Here is an 18,349-nt window from a genome sequence, read left to right as displayed (position 1 = left end):
TTTAGAGTGTGGGGGGATTTGAGACGCGCGTATTATAGGGATCAGGCCCATCCTGAACAAACGTTTTTCTCATCTCGCGCGGTGTGACTCCCTTCATACTCTCTGGTATAAAGGTGCCTCTTTTTTGACAAATGCCGATTTTTTCAACAAGGGTACTCACCTACTTGCGCTGCATTTTTCGACTGTTCATCGGGATGATGTTGACGCTGGCCCTGGCCGGTTGCGACTTCTACCACCCCTCCAGCCAACTGGAGCAGATCCGCCAGCGAGGCGAGATCCGGGTTGGCACCCTCTACGGCCCCACTTCCTATTACCAGCGTGACGACACCGCACTGGGGTTCGACTACGAGCTGGCGCAGCTTTACGCCGACTGGCTGGGGGTCAAGCTGACCATAGTACCGGCCTACAGCACCGCCGAGCTGGTCGAGCAACTGCAAAAGGGCAAGCTGGATCTCGCCGCCGCCGCCATCGTCGTGACCCCGGAGCGGCGCAAGCTGTTCCGCTTCGGCCCTGGCTTCTACCAGGTCTCCCCCAAGCTGGTCTATCGCAACGGCTCCTCCAGGCCCAAGAACCTTGGTGACATCAAGGGCAGCATAGTGGTGCCGGCGGGCTCCACCGGCGAGGACCTGATGAAGGAGCTGGCCAAGCAGTACCCCAACCTGAAATGGAGCACCAATCGGGATGCGGACGTGGAGGAACTGCTCAAGCAGGTCGCCGACGGCAAGGTGGACTACACCGTGGTGCAGGACACCATACTGGCCCGTACCCAGCGCTACTACCCCGAACTCACCGAAGGCTTGACCCTCGCCAGCAAGCAGACCGTGGCCTGGGCCATGACCAAGTTGCCCGACGACAGTCTCTACGCCAGCATCATCGACTTCTTCGGTCAGCGCTTCATGGATGGCGCCATCGCCAAGCTCGACGAGAAGTACTTCGGCCACGTGCAGAACTTCGACTTCGTCGACACCCGTACCTTCCTGCAACGGGCCAAGAGCCTGCTGCCCAAGTACCAGGCGCTGTTCCAGACCCACGCCAAGGATATCGACTGGCGGCTGCTGGCCGCCATCAGCTATCAGGAATCCCACTGGGATCCCCAGGCTCGCTCCTACACCGGGGTGCGTGGCATGATGATGCTCACCGGTCCGACCGCCAAGGCGATGGGGGTAAACGATCGCACCCACCCGGAAGAGAGCATCAAGGGGGGCGCCCGCTACCTGCAGGAGATGATGGCGAAGGTGCCCGACTCGGTCCCGGCGGACGAGAAAGTGTGGTTTGCCCTCACCGCCTACAACATCGGCTACGGCCACATGATGGATGCCCGCCGCCTGACCAAGGAGCTGGGCAAGAACCCGGACGCCTGGAGCGACGTGAAAGAGGTGTTGCCGCTGCTGCAGCAGTCACGCTGGCATCGCAAGGTACGCTATGGCTATGCCCGTGGCGGCGAGGCGCGCAACTATGTCAACAACGTGCGTCAGTACTACCAGAGCCTGCTCTGGCTCGACAACGAACAGCAGAAGGCCCATCGTCGGGAGGAGCTGGACGAGGACGACAGCAGCGAGCCGGACGTGCCGGCGCAGCGTCCGGCCATCATCGCCGAAGTGGTCAAACAGATCATCACCCCCTAGCCTCGTCGGGGGTGTGTTTTCCTGCCCTGTTCTCTGTTACCATCCTTGGGTATACGAGGGGCGCTGGAGCGAACTTATTGCAATGTATTCATTGCGTTGCAGTTCCTGCCAAGGACCCTTTCGGCCCCACGCAAGACCAGGGAGGAGAACAGGATGCGAGCACGCAGAAGAGCCATGTTGGCCCGAAAAACCAAATGTGCCTGGAGCCCGAGACGCAAGCTCAAGCTGGCCGACATGAAACGCAAGATCTGGCACAGAAACCGCTCCTTCACGCTGCTGATAGCGGAGCACACAGTATAAACCCGGCATCAGCCGGGTTTTTTTATGCCTTGTCAGGCTGCGCTTCAAACAGAACGGTGCGCTTGGAGACCAGGGTGTTGCAGTGGTTGCAAAAATAATCCACCGCGCCGCAAGCCCTAAGCCGCTCCAGCTCCTGCCCGCAGGCAGGACACAGGGCCCGGATGCGATAACGGGCCTGACACTGGCCACACGTCGTCTCCCGGCTGCGGCTGTCCAGTTCGCCCTGACAGGCAGGGCAGGTCAGCGTGTTCATTCTCTTCTCGACTCCTCTTTAGGTCACTGTGCACCGACGTGACCCGCAACCCCTCCCCCGATTTGTCTGCCCTGAGGAGGGCTACCAAGAAAAACGGCTGCCGGTAAGGGCAGCCGCAGGGCTTTATTTCTTCGCTTTGGCCTTGAGCAGGCGCTTGCGCTGGCGCTCCTGGCTCAGGGTCAGGGTGTTCTTCTTGCCCTCGAACGGGTTGACCGACTCCTGGAACTCCACCCGGATCGGCGTCCCCATGATCTTCAACGACTTGCGGAAGTAGTTGATGAGGTAGCGCTTGTAGGAGTCCGGCAGATCGTTCAGCTGGTTGCCGTGGATCACGATGCGCGGCGGGTTGTAGCCACCGGCGTGGGCATACTTCAGCTTGACCCGGCGACCGTTCACCATGGGCGGCTGGTGATCTTCCTGGGCCATCTGCATGATGCGGGTCAGCATGGCGGTGCTGGTGCGGCGAGTCGCGGACTCGTAAGCCTCGTTGATGGATTCGAACAGGTGACCGACGCCACTGCCGTGCAGGGCGGAGATGAAGTGCACCCGGGCGAAGTCGATGAAGCCCAGACGTCTGTCCAGCTCGTTCTTGACGTCCTCTTTCACCTTCTGATCCAGGCCGTCCCACTTGTTGACCACCAGTACCACGGAGCGGCCGCTGTTGAGCACGAAGCCGAGGATACTCAAGTCCTGATCCGTGATGGTCTCCCGGGCGTCAATGACCAGCAGGCAGACGTTGGCATCTTCAATCGCCTTGAGCGTCTTGATGACGGAGAACTTCTCCACCGTCTCGTGCACCTTGCCACGGCGACGCACGCCGGCGGTGTCGATGACCACGTATTTCTGATCGTCGCGCTCCATGGGGATGTAGACGGAGTCGCGGGTAGTACCCGGCATGTCGTAGACGATGACCCGATCTTCACCCAGCATGCGGTTGGTCAGGGTCGACTTGCCGACGTTGGGACGACCGACGATGGCGAACTTGATGGGCAGGTCGGCGAACGGCGTCTCCTTGGTGTCTTCCCGGGTGTCGAGCTCACCGGCAGCCACCATGCGCAGCAGGGCCTCTTCGTCGAACTCCTCCAGCTCCTCTTCCTCTTGTGCCTGGGTGGCAGAGCCGACCAGGGTCTCGAGGTGAGGGGCCAGGGCCAGCTCCAGCAGGCTCAGTACGCCACGGCCGTGGGCGGCCGCCATCTGGTAGACCTCGCCCAGGGCCAGACCGTAGAACTCGGACACCGCGGAGTCACCGTCGATGCCGTCGGTCTTGTTGGCCACCAGAAACACCTTCTTGTGGGTCTTGCGCAGGTGCTCGGCGATGGCCTGATCCGCCGCGGTGAGACCGGCACGGGCATCCACCATGAAGAGCACCACATCGGCCTCTTCGATGGCCAGCAGGGACTGCTCGGCCATCTTCAGCTCGATCCCCTCCTCGGTGCCATCGATACCGCCGGTATCGACCACGATAAATTCCAGCTCGCCCAGCTTCGCCTGGCCATATTTGCGGTCCCGGGTCAGGCCGGGGAAGTCGGCAACCAGGGCATCCCGGGTACGGGTCAGGCGGTTAAACAGGGTGGATTTCCCCACGTTGGGGCGGCCCACCAGGGCAACTACAGGAGTCATAAAAGCCTCATTCTCAAGACGACAAAGGCTCCGGGTCCGAAGACCAGGAGCCGGATATTCACATTATCGGACGATCAAGGACGCTTGAGGGCGTACAACTTGCCGTCACGGCTCTGCACATACAGGGTGTCACCCTCCACCAGCGGAGCGGCATAGAGACCACTGCTGTCGAGCTGCTGCATGGCCTTGATGGTCCCGTCGGTACGGTCCAGCCAATACAGGTAACCTTCCACATCGCCGACCACCACATAGTCACCCAGGATGACGGGGGCGGTCACGGTGCGGTTTTCCAGCTGGGTGTTGGACCACAGCTCGAGACCGTTGCGACGATCGACCGCAAACAGATGGCTGCGGCTGTCGGTCAGCACGATGGCATTGCCGGTCACCGCCATATCGCGATAACCGGAATACTTGCGCTTCCACACTTCGTCGCCGCTCATCAGCTTGCGCGCCATCAACTGGCCGTTGTAGGCGATGGCGTAGAGCTCATCACCGGCAATCAGCGGGCTGGCATCGACGTCCACCATCCGATCCAGTTCGGTGGCGCCGCGCGGGTCGGCCACCTTGGATTGACGCACCGGCTGGCCGTTGCTCAGCAGGGCGATGCCCACCTTGCCATCGGCGCGGCCATAGATGACGGCACCGTTGGTGATGATGGGGGCGCCGGCACTGCGCAGGGTCAGGGGCGGCTGCTCTTCGGACAGGGTCCACTGCAGCTTGCCCTCGTCGGTATCGAGCGCCACCAGGCGACCGGAGGTGGTCAGCACCACCACGCGGCCATCCTCGACGGCGGGGCTCGCCACCACTTCCCCCGGCACCGTGGTCTGCCACAGCACTTCGCCGTTGGCCTCGTTCAGGGCATAGACCACCCCGTTTTCGGACCCGAGGAACAGCTTGCCGTAGCGGGAAACCAGGCCGCCGGAGAGACGGGCGCTGCGCTTGTCGGCGTTGATGGGCAGATCTGCCAGATCCACGCTCCACAGCTCCTTGCCGCTCTCGCGCTCGAAGGCGGTCACATCGCCATCACGGGCCGCTGCATAGATGCGGTCCTCTTCCACCACCGGCTTGAGCTGGGAGTAGAAGTTGCCGATGCCATCCCCGACCGAGGAGGACCAGGCGGTATCGGCAGTGAACGCGGACTCGACCTTGGGCAGGGGTGCCATGGGGTTGAGATCTTCTTCCGAACTGAACAGGGAGCACCCCTGCAAGGCGAAGGAGACAGCCACCCCCAGCGCCATTCGCTTGTACAGATTACGCATCCGGAGCCTCGCCCGCAGTGACGGCTGGCAGCGCCAGATCATCCATTTTCAGCTTGAGTTCGGCGCTGCTCTGCAGGCCGCCGGCATCCGCCGCCGCCTGATAGGCATCGCGCGCTTCTTCGGCCTTGCCCTGCTTTTGCAGGATATCGCCGCGCACTTCCGCCACCTGGGCCTTGAAGGCGTCGTTGTTGATCTTGCCAAGCTGGGCCAGGGCCTCGTCTGCCTTGCCCTGATCGCTCAGGACCCGGGCCAGACGCAGGGCGGCGATGGGCTTGATGCTGTCGTCGCCACTGGCGGCCACCTGGGTCAGCTGTTCGGCAGCCAGATCCAGCTTGCCCGCCTTGACGGCGGCCGCAGCCAGTTGCAGAGCGGCCAGCTCGGCATAGGCGTCACCCTTGTGAGCGGTAATGAAGCTCTTTGCCTGCTCCAGGGCGGCGTCGTCCCCCTTGGCGAGCTGGGCGGTCATCTCGTTGTAAGCCTGGGAGGCGGCTTCCTGGTTGTTCTGCTGCATCTCGTTGTAGTAGCGCCAGCCAAAGAGGCCGACCAGACCGATCACGGTCCCGGCGATCACCGAGGTGCCGTTCTCTTTCCACCAGTTCTTGATGACCTCAACCTGTTGTTCTTCAGTGGTATACACTTCCACAGCTTACTCTCCTTTCGCTGCCAGCAGGGCGATGGCGGCATCGACCGAGACGGTCTGTTGCTCGGCCTGGCCACGCAGATATTTGATGGTGATCTCCCCGCTTTGCACCTCGGTCTCCCCAAGGATCAGGGCAATGGCCGCGCCGCTCTTGTCGGCACGCTTGAGTTGTTTCTTGAAGTTGCCGCCGCCGCAGTGGCTCATGAGGCGCAAGTCCGGCAAGGCATCGCGCAGGCGCTCTGCCAGGGCAAAGCCAGCCTGCTCGGTCCCCTCACCCACCATGCAGAGATAGACATCCACCGCCGGGCGGATGTCAGCATTGAGCTCGAGGGTTTCAAGCATCAGCACCAGACGCTCCATGCCCATGGCGAAACCCACCGCCGGGGTCGGCTGGCCACCGAGCTGCTCCACCAGGCCGTCGTAGCGACCACCGGCACAGACGGTGCCCTGGGCCCCCAGGCTGTTGGTCACCCACTCAAACACGGTCAGGTTGTAGTAGTCGAGGCCGCGCACCAGACGCTCGTTCACCTCGAACTGGATGCCGGCCGCCGTGAGCAGGCGCTTGAGCCCTTCGAAGTGAGCCAGGCTCTCTTCGCCCAGGTGGTCGAACAAACGGGGGGCACCTGCCAGGATGGCCTGTACTTTCTCGTCTTTGGAGTCGAGCACCCGCAGGGGGTTGCTGTACATGCGGCGCTGGCTCTCTTCGTCCAGCTCGCTCTTGTACTGTTCCAGATAGGCGACCAGGGCATCGCGATAGGCGGCACGTTCGCTGCTCTGGCCGAGGGTATTGAGCTGCAGAGTCACGTGATCGCTGATGCCGAACAGGCGCCACAGGCGGTGAGTCAGCATGATGAGTTCGGCATCGATGTCCGGCCCGTTGATGCCGAACAGCTCGACCCCGAACTGGTGGAACTGGCGATAGCGACCTTTCTGGGGACGCTCGTGACGGAACATGGGGCCCATGTACCACATCCGGCGTTCCTGGTTGTAAAGCAGACCGTGCTCGATGCCGGCACGCACGCAACTGGCGGTCCCTTCCGGACGCAGGCTCAGGCTGTCGCCGTTGCGGTCTTCAAAGGTGTACATCTCTTTTTCGACCACGTCGGTCACTTCACCGATGGCACGCTTGAACAGATGGGTCTGCTCGACGATGGGCATGCGCACTTCGCTGTAGCCATAGCTGGCAACGACCTGGCGCAGGATCTGTTCTACTTTCTGCCATACCGGGCTCTGCTCCGGCAGGCAATCATTCATACCGCGAATAGCTTGGATCTGTTTTGCCACGTTGATACTCGAGAAAAAGAGGTAAAATTTGGCCGCATTATAGGGATTTTCGACCCCGAGGTAAAATCGGGTGCCCGGATGCGGGATGTAAAATCAACAACCTAAAGCCGGGGCCACCCCAGGTGGCCCCGTCATCGTTCAACCTTTGTCCACCTGGATCTGGTTGGCCGGATCCAGCATGGCGGCCCGGGCACGGATGCGACGCTCCAGGGTCGGGATCAAATCCTTGTTGTCGAGCCGGTCGACCCGCTGGCCCCCCTCGTAGAAGGCACTCTTGTTGGCGGCCCCCGCAAGGCCGAGATCGGAAACCAGCGCCTCCCCCGGACCGTTCACCACACAGCCGATGATGGAGACATCCATCGGGGTGATGATGTCTTCGAGCCGCTCTTCCAGGGCGTTGACCGTGCCGATGACGTCGAACTCCTGACGGGAGCAGGAGGGACAGGCGATGAAGTTGATGCCGCGGGAACGGATGCGCAGGGATTTGAGGATGTCGAAGCCCACCTTCACCTCTTCCACCGGATCGGCGGCCAGGGAGATGCGCAGGGTGTCGCCAATCCCTTCGCTCAGCAACATGCCAAGGCCGATGGCGGACTTGACCGCGCCGGCGCGAAAACCGCCCGCTTCCGTGATGCCCAGATGCAGGGGTTGATCGATCTGCTTGGCCAGCAGGCGATAGGCACCGACTGCCAGGAAGACATCAGACGCCTTCACGCTCACCTTGAAGTTCTGGAAGTCGAGGCGATCCAGGTAATCCACGTGGCGCATGGCGGACTCCAGCAGCGCCTCCGGGGTCGGTTCGCCATATTTCTCCTGGAGATCACGCTCAAGGGAACCGCCGTTGACGCCGATGCGGATGGGGATGTTGTAGTGACGGGCGCAATCCACCACCGCACGCACCCGCTCTTCGTTGCCGATGTTGCCCGGGTTGATGCGCAGGCAGTCGGCCCCGTACTCGGCCACTTTGAGGGCGATGCGGTAGTCGAAGTGAATGTCGGCCACGATGGGGATGCGGGTCTGCTGCTTGATGAGCTTGAACGCTTCCGCCGCCTCCATGGTGGGGACGGAGACCCGGACGATGTCGGCGCCGACCCGCTCGATCCGCTGGATCTGCTCGACGGTAGCGGCCACGTCCGTGGTCTTGGTGTTGGTCATGGTCTGTACCGTGATGGGGGCATCGCCCCCAACCGGCACGTTGCCGACCATGATCTGTCTGGATTTGCGACGAACGATGGGTGATTCGTGTGCGGGCTTTTCGTGAACAGACATGGCGGACTGATTACTCCTGCGGCAGTGAGAAGCGGGCAGTCCGGCCGTTGTTGTAACGGCTCATGTCGAAGGACTTGCCCTGATATTCGAGATTGACCGCCATGGGCGCGCCAATGATGAATCTAAGTGGCTCGGGTCCTTCCAGTACCAGTTCGTCGTTCGCCTTCTTCAGACCGCTGAACAGGGTCTTGCCGTTGGCATCCTTGACGTCCAGCCAGCAATCGGCGGTGAAGCTCATCTTGAGCTGGGGCGCCTTGGCGGGCTCGGTGGTCGTGCTCTCGGCAGTCGAGACCGCACCGGAAACGTCCGTCGGGACGGCTGCGCTGGCATCCGTAGCGACCACAGGCAGGGTCGCGGTGGCACCGCTCACCACAACCTGAGTGGACACGGCATCGGACGCTGCGGGCAGCACGGGCTCGGCGACCTCCACGGCGGGGGCAACATTCGCTTCCGGCGTATTGACGGTCGCGCCCATCTCGGTCGCCGCCAGGGCGTCGTCACCGGCGGAGCGGCGCGCCGTGCTCTGCCACCACCAGGCGACGGAGAGCCCGATCAGCACCAGGATCACAAGCCAGGTCACCACCTTGAGCCGGCTGTCATTGGCCTGCTGGCGGGAGCGACGGGAGAAGCTCTGCATGTCGATGTTGTCGGGGGGAGTCAGTCCCAGCTTCTCGTAGGCGGCGAGGATGGTCTCCTCGGGGATGCCCACGAGCTTGGCATAGGCCCGCAGATAGCCACGAATGAAGGTATGGGACGTGTTCTTGTCATAGGTATCCGCTTCGATGGCGGCGATCAGGGTCAGACGAAGGTGAATGCGGGACGCAACCTGTTCCCGGGTCCAGCCGAGCTGTTCACGGGCATTGCGCAGCAGCTGGCCTGGGCCAACTGCCTGGGAGTCGTCTTGGAAATCGTGTGGCTGTTCAGTAGTCATTGGCTAAGTAACGCTTGGCTTGTTGCGAAGTGGGATATTGCCTTACCAGCTCAGTCCCGAATTGGTGAAGTAATGCCGGTTTGTCCATGGCCTGGGCCAGCCGCAGCCGGAGCCAGAGGCTCTCCTCGTTCTCCTCTGCCACATCGGCAAAGCGCGCGAGGTAAGACTGGACATCAGGAAGCTTGCCATCTTTCATGGAAAGCTCGGCCATGTCCAGCAATAACCTAGGATTGCGGGGATTATACCCCAAGGCCAGACGATAATACTCGCCGGCCTTGTCATTTCTGTGATTTTGCATCGAGCAGAGCGCCGCATTCTCGTAGGTATCGGCGATCTTCACGTAATCGGGCTGGCTGACGGCTTGCAAGAACGCCTTTTCCGCTTCGTCGAAGCGGCCACGGTTGCAGAGGAAGGCGCCATAGTTGTTCATCGCGTCAGCATTGGACGGATCCATGGCCAGCGCTTTCTTGTAGCTCGCCTCGGCGGCCTTGAAATCCGACACCTGCTGGTAGAAATAGGCAAAACCGATGTAGACCTGAGGATTGTTGGGATCGTACTGAAGGGCGCGGTCGAGGTTGAATTTGGCCTGCTCGGCATTGCCCTGGCGCAGATACTGGATACCCAGATCGAGACGAGTCTGGGCGGCGGCCTTGAGGTCGGGACCCACTTCACGCTGGGTCGAATTCTGGCCAGCGTAAGTGGTCTCTGTGACACAGCCTGGCAGCGCACAGAGCGCTGCCACTACGATCAATGTACGGATATCCATTTCCTGTCTATACAATGGCTTAGGAGTTAAACCATTTTGACGGAAATCCCATCCTGTTGCATCCGATTTTTCATGGTGCGCTTGGTGCGGTCGATCACCTCCCCCACCAGCTGCCCACAGGCGGCGTCGATGTCGTCACCGCGGGTCTTGCGGACGATGACGGTCAGGCCGTATTCCATCAGCACCTTGGAGAAACGGTCGATACGGCTGTTGCTCGGCTTGCCAAACGGGTTGCCCGGGAAGGGGTTGAACGGGATCAGGTTGATCTTGCAAGGGGTTTCCTTGAGGACCTTGGCCAGCTCATGGGCATGCTGCATGTCGTCGTTGATGTGATCGAGCAGCACATACTCCACGGTCACCCGGCCGCCGTTGGCGTTGGACTTGGCCAGATAGCGACGTACCCCGGCAAGGAAGGCTTCGATGTTGTACTTGTCGTTGATCGGCATGATCTCGGAGCGAAGCGCATCGTTCGGCGCATGCAGGGAGATGGCCAGGGCCACGTCGATCTGGTCCCCCAGCATGTCCAGCGCCGGCACCACACCGGAGGTGGAGAGAGTGACCCGGCGCTTGGAGATGCTGAAGCCGAAGTCATCCATCATCAGCTTCATGGCCGGTACCACGTTGGCGAGGTTGAGCAGCGGCTCACCCATGCCCATCATCACCACGTTGGTGATGGGGCGCTTGCCACCCACCACTTTGGCGGCACGCCACACCTGGCCGATGATCTCGGAGACTTTCAGGTTGCGGTTGAATCCTTGCTGGGCGGTGGAGCAGAAGGTGCACGCCAGGGCGCAGCCCACCTGGGAGGAGACGCACAGGGTCGCGCGGTCCGCTTCCGGAATGTAGACAGTCTCCACCTCCTGATCGCCCACCTGCAGCGCCCATTTGATGGTGCCATCGGCGGAGCGCTGTTCACGGCTGATCTCGGGGGCTCGGATCTCGGCAATCGCCTTGAGCCGCTCGCGCAGCGCCTTGTTGACGTTGCTCATCTGATCGAAATCATCACAACCGAAGTGATAAATCCACTTCATTATCTGGTCTGCCCGGAACGGCTTCTCGCCCAACTCGACGAAGAAGGCACGCATGGCATCCCGGTCGAGATCCAGCAGGTTGGTTTTTGTTTCGCTCATCAGGGGCCTCAGCTCACACACTTCATAAATTATCGGCTGACCTACGTCAGGGGGCGGCATTGTACAAATAATGGGTCTGGCTTTCCACCTGGAGAATAAGTGGATATTGGCAGGATGACCAAAAAACAAAAGGGAGCCGAAGCTCCCTTGGTCACCAGCAGACAACATCAGCCGCGCGGGCAGATCTCGTCGTCGGAAAAGAAGTAGGCGATTTCACGGGCGGCAGAGGCCGGGGCATCGGAGCCATGGACGGCGTTGCGATCGATGCTCTCGGCGTAGCAGGCGCGCAGGGTGCCTGCCAGAGCCTCTTTCGGGTTGGTGGCGCCCATGATTTCACGGTGACGGCGGATGGCGTCTTCACCTTCCAGCACCTGTACCATGACGGGGCCAGAGGTCATGAAACCGACCAGAGCATCATAAAACGGCTTGCCCTGGTGCTCGGCGTAGAAACCGGCGGCCTGTTCGCTGGTCAGGTGCAGCATCTTGGCGGCAACCACTTTCAGACCGGCGCTTTCGAAGCGGCTGTAAATGGCACCAATCAGGTTTTTGCTGACCGCATCCGGCTTGACGATGGAGAAGGTACGTTCGATAGCCATTGAGTTCTTTCCTTAACTACAGAGTTTTATTGTAGGAATCCATGTTCGGCGGCGATTATACGTAAACAAAAAACGAAATAACACACAAAAAATCAACTTTTTGTTAAACAAAAGAATCCTTGAAACAACATGGTGACTCATCTTGTGCCAGGGCAGAGAGAAAAAATGTGCGCTTGCGCACGATCGGCATGCTAATGCCTCAAAACCGTATCAATTGCTCAGCAAAGCAGCACTGGAAAGGGCACCCTGAGGTGCCCTTGTGATGCCGCTCACTGACTCAGCGCGTCTCCGCCAGCAGGGTATGGGCGATGGTGCGCATCCCCAGGGTATTGGCCCCGGGCGCCCACAGACTGTCGCCATTTTCGCTGAAGCAGGCGGCGAGATCGACATGCAGCCAGCCTCTTCCCTCATCAGGGACAAAGCGGGAGAGGAAGCCGGCCGCATTGGAGGCCCCCCCCGGTCCGCCGCCCGGCACGGGGCGGCTGTTGGCGGTGTCGGCATAGTGGGACGGGCACTGCTGGCGATGCCAGGGCTCCAGCGGCAGCGGCCATGCTGGCTCCTGCTCCGCATCCGAATAGGCCATGGCGCGGCTCACCAGCCCCTTGTCGAGGCCAAACAGGGCGTTGTAACGCCCCCCCAGCGCCATCACGGCCGCCCCGGTGAGGGTGGCGGCGTCGATGATGAGCGGCGCACCAGACTCGCCGGCCAGTTGCAAGCCGTCGGCCAGGATCAGACGCCCTTCGGCGTCGGTGTTGACCACCTCCACCGTGGTGCCGTTCTTGTAGGTGAGGATGTCACCCAGCTTGTAGGCATGGCCGGATACCAGGTTCTCGGCGCAGCAGAGGATGAGCTTCACCCGCTTGTCGAGGCCACGCAGAATAGCCAGCGCCAGCGCACCGGTGACGATGGCGGCGCCGCCCATGTCGTGTTTCATGGTCAGCATGCCCTGGGAGGTCTTCATGGAGTAGCCGCCGGAATCGAAGGTGATCCCCTTGCCCACCAGGGCGGCCGCTACCGGCGCCTTGGGATCCTTGCCCGGATTGAAATCCAGCTCCAGCATCACGGGCTCGCGGTCACTGCCACGACCCACTTGATAGAGACCGACCCAGCCCGCCTGTTGCAGCGCCTCTCCCTTGAGGATGCGATGGCTGATCCGGTCCGGTGCCAGCTCGGTGAGGAAGGCGGCGGCTTCGACCGCCAGCTCCAGCGGCCCCAGCTGCTCCGGGGTGGCGTTGGTCATCTCCCGCACCCAGCGCCCGCACAGCCAACGCGCCTCCAGCTCCTCCCTGTCCTCCTCGGACGAAGTGGCCCACTGCAACCCCACTTCCGCCTTGGGCGTCTGCAGCCCTTGGGCAAAGGCCCACTGCTGCTCCCGCTCCCAGTGGCCAGCCAGGACCACCTGCTGGATCCCCTGGCTGCACAGGCGTCGCGCCGCCTGCTGGATATCCAGCAAGGGAGTGGCGCTCACCAGATGGATCACCATGCCGTCGGCACGGTGGGAGAGCAGTGCCCCCTCCCCCCACTCGGCCGGTGCAAACTCTCGGCTCAACCAGACGTTCATGCGCACACCTCCTGCAGCCAGCGGGCAATCGTGCGAAGACCATGGCCCTTGGCCCCGGTCGCCCAGAGCTCATTGCCCGACTTCTGATAGGAAGCGGCCAGGTCCAGGTGCACCCAGCCCTTGCCTTCGTCACGGACGAAGCGCGACAGGAAAGCCGCTGCCGTGGTGGCGCCGGCAGTACCTTCTGCGGACGCCACATTGCCCAGCTCGGCAAAGGCCGAGGTGAGCTGGCCTGCGTGCCAAGGTTCGAGCGGCAGCGGCCAGGCCTTCTCGTTTTCGGCGTTGGCGGCAGCCAGCGCGCGCACTTGCTCCGCCTCATCGAGGGCAAACACGGCATTGTAGTCGCGGCCCAGCGCGGTCTTGGCGGCGCCGGTCAGGGTGGCAGCGTCGAGGATATAGGCAGCCCCGCTTTCGCTCGCAGCCAGCAGGCCGTCTGCCAGCACCAGGCGACCTTCCGCGTCGGTATTCTGGATCTCGACCGAGATGCCGTTGCGATAAGTGAGGATGTCGCCGAGCTTGAAGGCGTGGCCGGAGACCAGGTTCTCGGCGCAACAGAGGATGAGCTTGACCCGCTTGTTCAGGCCACGGCTGATGGCCAGCGCCAGGGCGCCGGTTACCATGGCGGCGCCGCCCATGTCGGACTTCATCGGCAGCATGTTGTCGGAGGACTTCATGGAGTAGCCGCCGGAATCGAAAGTGATCCCCTTGCCCACCAGCGCCGCGACCACGGGGGCGTTGGCATCCCCGGTCGGGTTGTAGTCGAGCTCGAGCAGCACCGGCTCGCGCTCGCTGCCACGGCCCACCGACCAGATCCCGATATGACCCGATTCACGCAAGGCTTCGCCAGCGGTGATGCGGGCGGTCACCTTGTCACCGCCGAGGCTGCGAATGAGCAGCAAAGCGGACTCCGCCAGGCTCATGGGGTAGATGGCTTCCGGGCAGCCGTTGGTCACCTCGCGCACCCAGTGGGTCGCTTTCAGCAAAGCCGCCAGCTCGGTAGCCTCCTGGTCGCTCTGCTCGCCGAAGTCGAGCTCGCGAACCCCCTTGGCGGCATAGAAGCCCTGGGCAAAGGCGTAACGACGCTCCCCATTCCACCCCTCGCCCACCAGCTTGATGCGCTTGATGCCGCTCGACTCGAGGCGTCTGGCAGCGCGCTGGATGGCGCGCAGCGCCTCCTTCTCCTGGCCAGCGGCCAGATGGAGATGGGCCTCGTCCCCGTTGAAACTGAGCAGGGCACCCTCGCCCCACTGGGCGGCGGCAGCCTGGGACGACAACCTTACGTTCATCATGTCAGCCATGTTCTCTTGCTTCCTTTTTATTGGCACTTTCATCAACGAATAGGGAAATCACGGGCACAAAAAAGGCCGCTCCCTCAAGGGTCACGGCCTTCACCATATCATTACTGCACCATGAGATGCTGCACGCGCAATTCACTCATGTGTAATTAAGGGGTCATCAGTGGCGCTCGGACGCCAGATTCAGGGTGTACTTGGGCAGTTCCACCACCAGATCCTCGTCCGCCAGTCTGGCCTGGCAGCTGAGACGGGATTCCGGCTCCAGCCCCCACGCCTTGTCCAGCATGTCGTCTTCCAGCTCGTCGCTCGGCTCGAGGGAGTCGAACCCTTCCCGCACCACGCAGTGGCAGGTAGTACAAGCACAGGACTTCTCGCAGGCGTGCTCGATCTCGATGCCATTGCGCAGCGCGATGTCCAGAATGGTTTCACCGGTCGCACCTTCGAGGGCCGCGCCGTCCGGACAGAGCTCGGGATGGGGCAGAATAATCAGTTTTGGCATATCACACCTTGTTGACGTTTTGTCCGGTCAGCACCTTGCGGATGGAGGCATCCATCCGGCGGGCTGCAAATTCGCCACTGGCAGCGTCCGCCGCCTCGATGGCCTCTTTGATCTGGTTGGTGGTGCCCGTGCTGCGCATGGTCAGCAGATGGGCGATGGCGGCATCCAGCTCGGCCCGCTCGGCGGGGCTCAATAAAGCCTCGCCATCGGCGGCCAGGGCGGCGTTGAGGCTCTCGACCACCCGGTCGGCCTCGACCTGCTGCTCAGCCAGCATGCGGGCGTCCATGTCCTGCTGGGCATTGGCGATAGAGGCGCTCAGCATGTTGAGGATGTCATCCTCACCCAGTCCGTAAGATGGCTTGACCTGGATCTCGGCCTGCACGCCGGAGGATTTCTCCATGGCGCTGACCGACAGCAGACCGTCCGCGTCCACCTGGAAGGTGACGCGAATGTGGGCGGCGCCAGCCGCCATGGGCGGAATGCCGGTCAGGGTGAAGCGGGCCAGGGAGCGGCAATCCGCCACCAGCTCGCGCTCCCCCTGCACCACGTGGATCGCCATCGCGGTCTGGCCATCCTTGAAGGTGGTGAACTCCTGGGCGCGGGCCACCGGAATGGTGGTGTTGCGCGGGATCACCTTCTCGGCGAGGCCGCCCATGGTCTCAAGACCGAGGGAAAGCGGGATGACGTCCAGCAGCAGCATCTCGGCATCGGGCTTGTTGCCCACCAGGATGTCGGCCTGGATGGCTGCACCGATGGCCACCACCTTGTCGGGGTCGATGCTGGTCAATGGCGTGCGGCCGAAGAATTCACCCACCCGCTCGCGCACCAGCGGCACCCGGGTCGAGCCACCGACCATCACCACTTCCAGAACCTCTTCCTGCTCGAGACCCGCATCGCGCAGGGCGCGCCGACAGGCCTGCAGGGTGCGCTTGACCAGGGGCTGGATCAGCTCGTCAAACTGGCTGCGGGTGACGGTACCCTGCCAGCCGGCAAAGGTGCAGGTAACGGCATCGGCATCGGTGAGGCCGTGCTTGATGCTGGCCGCCGCATCCAGCAACTCGCGCTGGGTACGGGCATCGAGCTGACCGGACAACCCGGCTTGCTCTTTGAGCCAGTCCGCCAGCAGATGGTCAAAATCGTCACCACCGAGTGCCGAGTCGCCACCGGTGGCCATCACCTCAAACACCCCGCGATGCAGGCGCAGGATGGAGATATCGAAGGTTCCGCCACCCAGGTCATAGACGGCGATCACCCCTTCCTGGCCGGAGTCGAGGCCATAGGCGATGGCGGCCGCCGTGGGTTCGTTGAGCAACCGCAGCACATGCAGACCGGCCAGTCTGGCCGCGTCCTTGGTGCCCTGACGCTGGGCATCGTCAAAATAGGCGGGCACCGTGATGACCACGCCGTCGAGGTCTCCCCCGAGGGACGCGGCACCGCGCTCGGCCAGTTTTTTCAGGATCTCGGCCGAGACCTGCACCGGATTGACCAGCCCCTGGCGGGTCCGCAACTGAGGCATGCCCGTCTCGGTAGCTACGAACTCGTAAGGCTGCTGGCAGGTATCGATGTCGGCCAGCGCCTTGCCCATCATCCGCTTGACCGAGACGATGGTGTTGTGGGGATCGAGGGCCGCCTCACGCTTGGCATCGAAGCCAACCCGGATGGTATCGGCCTGGTAATGGACCACGGAAGGCAGCAGATCACGCCCCTGCTCGTCACAGAGGGTGTCGGCCTGGCCGCTGCGCACGGCGGCGACCAGGGAGTTGGTGGTGCCAAGATCGATGCCGACGGCACGTTTATGCTGGTGAGGCGCGGCGCTCTGGCCTGGCTCGGCAATTTGCAGTAATGCCATGGGTAATCACAATTCCTGCGTTAGAGGGTCAAGACTCGAACAGCGAGTCTTCGAATCGTTCCAGCTCCTCGAGGAGCTTGTCGACAAATTTGAGCTTGCGAACGCAATCCGCCGCCTGCAGATCCTCACCCCTGGTGAGAGAGTCGGTCAGCCGTTGCATCAACGCCTGGTGATCATGCCTGATCTCCTGGCGAAAATCCTTGATGGCCCCCTCAGGGTCGGCGTCGCCCTTGAGATCAGCCAGCCGCTCTCGCCACTCCAGCTGTTGCATCAGAAAGGCAGGATCTTGCAGTGTCTGCTGCTCGCCGCGAATATCGGTGCCCCGCAAGGAGAGCAGGTACTCGGCTCGGCGCAAGGGGGCCTTGAGGGTGGTAAACGCATCGTTGATCTGGGCAGCACGCTGCACGGCAGCAAGCTGCTCCCGCTCGGGGGCTGTCGCAAAACGATCGGGATGGAACTGGGTCTGCAGCTGACGATAGGTGTCAGCCAGTTGGCGAGTATCGAGCTCGAAGCCCTCAGCCAGCCCGAACAGCTCGAAATGATTCATCCTTCGTCCTCAGACAATAGTGCTGGGAGTGCAACCACACTCGTCTTGAACTTGAAAGCAGTGGCATGGACTGGCGTCCACACCACTGTGTTGATGAGCAGGGTGTTGATCACAAGAGACTCGCCGCAACAGGGCTCACCCTTGGGGCTGCGAGGCGTTGCAAACATGGGCGATCGGTCAATCGAACCACTTACACACTGAAGCTTTCGCCACAACCACATTCGCCCTTGGCATTCGGGTTGTTGAACTGGAAGCCCTCGTTGAGGCCTTCCTTCACGAAGTCCAGCTCGGTGCCATCCAGGTGGATCAGGCTCTTGGCATCCACGATGATCTTGACGCCTTTCTGCTCGAACACCTGATCCTCGGCAGCCAGCTCATCCACGAACTCGAGCACATAGGCAAGGCCAGAACAGCCGGTCGTCTTGACGCCGAGGCGCAGGCCGATGCCCTTGCCCCGGTTGATCATGAAGGAGGAAACCCGCGCCGCTGCGGCATCTGTCATGGTTATGGCCATACTGCTCTCCGGACCTTAAAGACCTTTCTTCTGCTTGTAATCGGCGATGGCGGCCTTGATGGCGTCCTCCGCCAGAATGGAGCAGTGGATCTTCACCGGCGGCAGCGCCAGCTCTTCGGCGATGTCGGTGTTCTTGATACCGGCCGCTTCGTCCAGGGTCTTGCCCTTGACCCACTCGGTCACCAGGGAGCTGGAGGCGATGGCGGAACCACAACCGTAGGTCTTGAACTTGGCATCTTCAATGATGCCATCGTCGCTGATTTTCAGTTGCAGCTTCATGACGTCACCACAGGCCGGTGCACCGACCATGCCGGTGGCGACACTGGGATCGTTCTTGTCAAAACCACCGACGTTGCGAGGATTCTCGTAGTGGTCGATTACTTTTTCACTGTAAGCCATATCTAACTCCTG

At 61.9% G+C, this 18,349-nt stretch carries 18 protein-coding genes; 1 reads left to right on the top strand and 17 read right to left on the bottom strand.

Annotated elements, in window-relative coordinates; genetic code table 11:
- Positions 1–131: 131 nt before the first annotated feature.
- Positions 132–1,625: a membrane-bound lytic murein transglycosylase MltF gene (gene mltF, locus I6L48_RS12595; RefSeq protein ID WP_113070127.1), complete on the top strand. Its 1,494-nt coding sequence runs from the start codon at positions 132–134 to the stop codon at positions 1,623–1,625.
- 322 nt (positions 1,626–1,947) lie between these two features.
- Here mltF and I6L48_RS12590 read toward each other — a convergent pair whose 3' ends face one another.
- The 17 genes from I6L48_RS12590 to iscU form a co-directional block, all read right to left on the bottom strand.
- On the bottom strand, positions 1,948–2,178 hold the full coding sequence (locus I6L48_RS12590; RefSeq protein ID WP_039038718.1) for a zinc ribbon domain-containing protein: 231 nt from the start codon (positions 2,176–2,178) through the stop codon (positions 1,948–1,950).
- Between the two features lie 123 nt (positions 2,179–2,301).
- Positions 2,302–3,798, bottom strand: a complete 1,497-nt coding sequence (der, locus tag I6L48_RS12585) for a ribosome biogenesis GTPase Der (protein WP_103242995.1) — start codon at positions 3,796–3,798, stop codon at positions 2,302–2,304.
- Between the two features lie 74 nt (positions 3,799–3,872).
- Entirely contained in the window at positions 3,873–5,057 is a 1,185-nt protein-coding gene (gene bamB / locus I6L48_RS12580) for an outer membrane protein assembly factor BamB (RefSeq protein WP_039038719.1), read from the bottom strand.
- Complete coding sequence (locus tag I6L48_RS12575; RefSeq protein ID WP_010675047.1) at positions 5,050–5,700, bottom strand: tetratricopeptide repeat protein; 651 nt, start codon at positions 5,698–5,700, stop codon at positions 5,050–5,052. The genes bamB and I6L48_RS12575 overlap by 8 nt, the downstream gene beginning before the upstream one ends.
- A 3-nt stretch (positions 5,701–5,703) precedes the next feature.
- On the bottom strand, positions 5,704–6,981 hold the full coding sequence (gene hisS / locus I6L48_RS12570; protein WP_039038721.1) for a histidine--tRNA ligase: 1,278 nt from the start codon (positions 6,979–6,981) through the stop codon (positions 5,704–5,706).
- 138 nt (positions 6,982–7,119) lie between these two features.
- A complete protein-coding gene (gene ispG / locus I6L48_RS12565; RefSeq protein WP_010675049.1) occupies positions 7,120–8,250 on the bottom strand; it encodes a flavodoxin-dependent (E)-4-hydroxy-3-methylbut-2-enyl-diphosphate synthase in 1,131 nt (376 codons plus the stop codon).
- 10 nt (positions 8,251–8,260) lie between these two features.
- The gene (locus tag I6L48_RS12560; RefSeq protein WP_113070126.1) at positions 8,261–9,181 is read right to left on the bottom strand and encodes a RodZ domain-containing protein; all 921 of its coding nucleotides are present in this window, start codon (positions 9,179–9,181) and stop codon (positions 8,261–8,263) included.
- On the bottom strand, positions 9,171–9,962 hold the full coding sequence (gene tapF / locus I6L48_RS12555; protein WP_080768047.1) for a PilW family type IVa pilus biogenesis/stability lipoprotein TapF: 792 nt from the start codon (positions 9,960–9,962) through the stop codon (positions 9,171–9,173). The genes I6L48_RS12560 and tapF overlap by 11 nt, the downstream gene beginning before the upstream one ends.
- 11 nt (positions 9,963–9,973) lie before the next feature.
- Positions 9,974–11,077 (bottom strand): bifunctional tRNA (adenosine(37)-C2)-methyltransferase TrmG/ribosomal RNA large subunit methyltransferase RlmN, encoded by a 1,104-nt coding sequence (locus tag I6L48_RS12550; RefSeq protein WP_010675052.1) that lies wholly within the window; start codon positions 11,075–11,077, stop codon positions 9,974–9,976.
- A 167-nt stretch (positions 11,078–11,244) separates the two neighbouring features.
- Positions 11,245–11,673: a nucleoside-diphosphate kinase gene (gene ndk, locus I6L48_RS12545; protein WP_039038725.1), complete on the bottom strand. Its 429-nt coding sequence runs from the start codon at positions 11,671–11,673 to the stop codon at positions 11,245–11,247.
- A gap of 277 nt (positions 11,674–11,950) precedes the next feature.
- Positions 11,951–13,234: an aminopeptidase PepB gene (pepB, locus tag I6L48_RS12540; RefSeq protein ID WP_041213015.1), complete on the bottom strand. Its 1,284-nt coding sequence runs from the start codon at positions 13,232–13,234 to the stop codon at positions 11,951–11,953.
- The gene (pepB, locus tag I6L48_RS12535; protein WP_113070125.1) at positions 13,231–14,532 is read right to left on the bottom strand and encodes an aminopeptidase PepB; all 1,302 of its coding nucleotides are present in this window, start codon (positions 14,530–14,532) and stop codon (positions 13,231–13,233) included. Before pepB (I6L48_RS12535) ends, pepB (I6L48_RS12540) begins: the two co-directional genes overlap by 4 nt.
- A 157-nt stretch (positions 14,533–14,689) precedes the next feature.
- Positions 14,690–15,028 (bottom strand): ISC system 2Fe-2S type ferredoxin, encoded by a 339-nt coding sequence (fdx, locus tag I6L48_RS12530; protein ID WP_005299781.1) that lies wholly within the window; start codon positions 15,026–15,028, stop codon positions 14,690–14,692.
- A 1-nt stretch (position 15,029) separates the two neighbouring features.
- Positions 15,030–16,877 carry a Fe-S protein assembly chaperone HscA gene (gene hscA, locus I6L48_RS12525; RefSeq protein ID WP_113070124.1) on the bottom strand — a complete coding sequence of 616 codons (1,848 nt, stop codon included), beginning with the start codon at positions 16,875–16,877 and terminating at the stop codon, positions 15,030–15,032.
- A gap of 28 nt (positions 16,878–16,905) precedes the next feature.
- Positions 16,906–17,424, bottom strand: a complete 519-nt coding sequence (gene hscB, locus I6L48_RS12520) for a co-chaperone HscB (RefSeq protein ID WP_010675057.1) — start codon at positions 17,422–17,424, stop codon at positions 16,906–16,908.
- 190 nt (positions 17,425–17,614) lie between these two features.
- On the bottom strand, positions 17,615–17,938 hold the full coding sequence (iscA, locus tag I6L48_RS12515) for an iron-sulfur cluster assembly protein IscA (protein ID WP_010675058.1): 324 nt from the start codon (positions 17,936–17,938) through the stop codon (positions 17,615–17,617).
- A 15-nt stretch (positions 17,939–17,953) separates the two neighbouring features.
- Positions 17,954–18,337, bottom strand: coding sequence for a Fe-S cluster assembly scaffold IscU (gene iscU, locus I6L48_RS12510; protein ID WP_010675059.1), 384 nt, complete (start codon positions 18,335–18,337; stop codon positions 17,954–17,956).
- Between the last annotated feature and the right edge of the window lie 12 nt (positions 18,338–18,349).

The sequence above is a fragment of the Aeromonas sp. FDAARGOS 1418 genome (assembly GCF_019048585.1).
Classification (GTDB): domain Bacteria; phylum Pseudomonadota; class Gammaproteobacteria; order Enterobacterales; family Aeromonadaceae; genus Aeromonas; species Aeromonas caviae.
The sequence above is the reverse complement of the archived record's forward strand: the minus strand, read 5'-3'. Positions and strand labels throughout refer to the sequence as shown.